At 34.8% G+C, this 974-nt stretch carries 1 protein-coding gene; it reads left to right on the top strand.

The window, feature by feature from the left end; all coding sequences use genetic code 11:
* Window positions 1-974: GEVED domain-containing protein (locus tag ACH5TX_RS00185; protein WP_439337547.1), on the top strand; the 974-nt coding region annotated here is incomplete at both ends.

The raw sequence follows: 974 nt of genomic DNA, 5'->3' as shown, positions 1-974 counted from the left end.
ACTTACGATATTTTATTTGAAGCGGATTGTTATCAATCGCTTACCCTTTCTAATCAAACCATTAATGATTATCAAACTATTAATTTAGCAGATGTATTGTTAACTCCTACATCTTCTGCTGTTCCTACTAATTTAGCTGCTGCAACGACTGCTACGACTGCTTCTATTTCATGGAACTCAACTGCTGGAAATACATTTGATTTAAGGTATAGAGAAATTGGTGAGTCTACATGGATTGATATTTTAAGCCTTTCTTCTTCTCCTTACAATTTATCGGGGTTAAGCAATTCTACTGATTACGAAGTGCAAGTTAGAAGTGTATGCTCTGGATCTACTTCTGCTTATACTAATGCTACTAATTTCTCTACATCTGCAGTCAATTATTGCGCTTCTGCTAGTACGAATGTTAATGATGAGTATATTAGTAGAGTACAATTAAATACTATTGACAACACTTCTAACGCTCAGTTTTATTCTGACTTTACAGGAATTTCAACCACACTAACAAAAGACACTCAATATACAATTACAATTACACCTACTTGGACAGGAACCGTTTATAATGAAGCTTACTCTGTTTGGATTGATTATAATGGTAATGGTCTTTTTACAGATGCTGGTGAACAGGTTTTTAATCAAGCTGCAACAAACTCAACTACTGTTAGTGGAAACTTCACTATTCCTACTAATGCTTTAGAAAATTCTACGAGAATGAGAGTTTCTATGCAATATAATGCTAACCCGACTTCTTGTCAAACATTTCAATATGGTGAAGTTGAAGATTATACTATTAATATTATATCTAGTTGCACGAAACCTACTGATATTGTTACTAATGCTACAATCTGTTCTGGGGAAACCTATACATGGACTGCTGGTAACGGGAATGACTATACCACAAACCAATCCGGTGTTAGAGTTACTAACGATGGTTGTACTGCTGATTTAGTACTGAACTTAACGGTTACGCCGAA

Origin of the sequence: Thalassobellus citreus (assembly GCF_044385915.1) — a bacterium.
GTDB lineage: Bacteria > Bacteroidota > Bacteroidia > Flavobacteriales > Flavobacteriaceae > Thalassobellus > Thalassobellus citreus.
The sequence above is the reverse complement of the archived record's forward strand: the minus strand, read 5'-3'. Positions and strand labels throughout refer to the sequence as shown.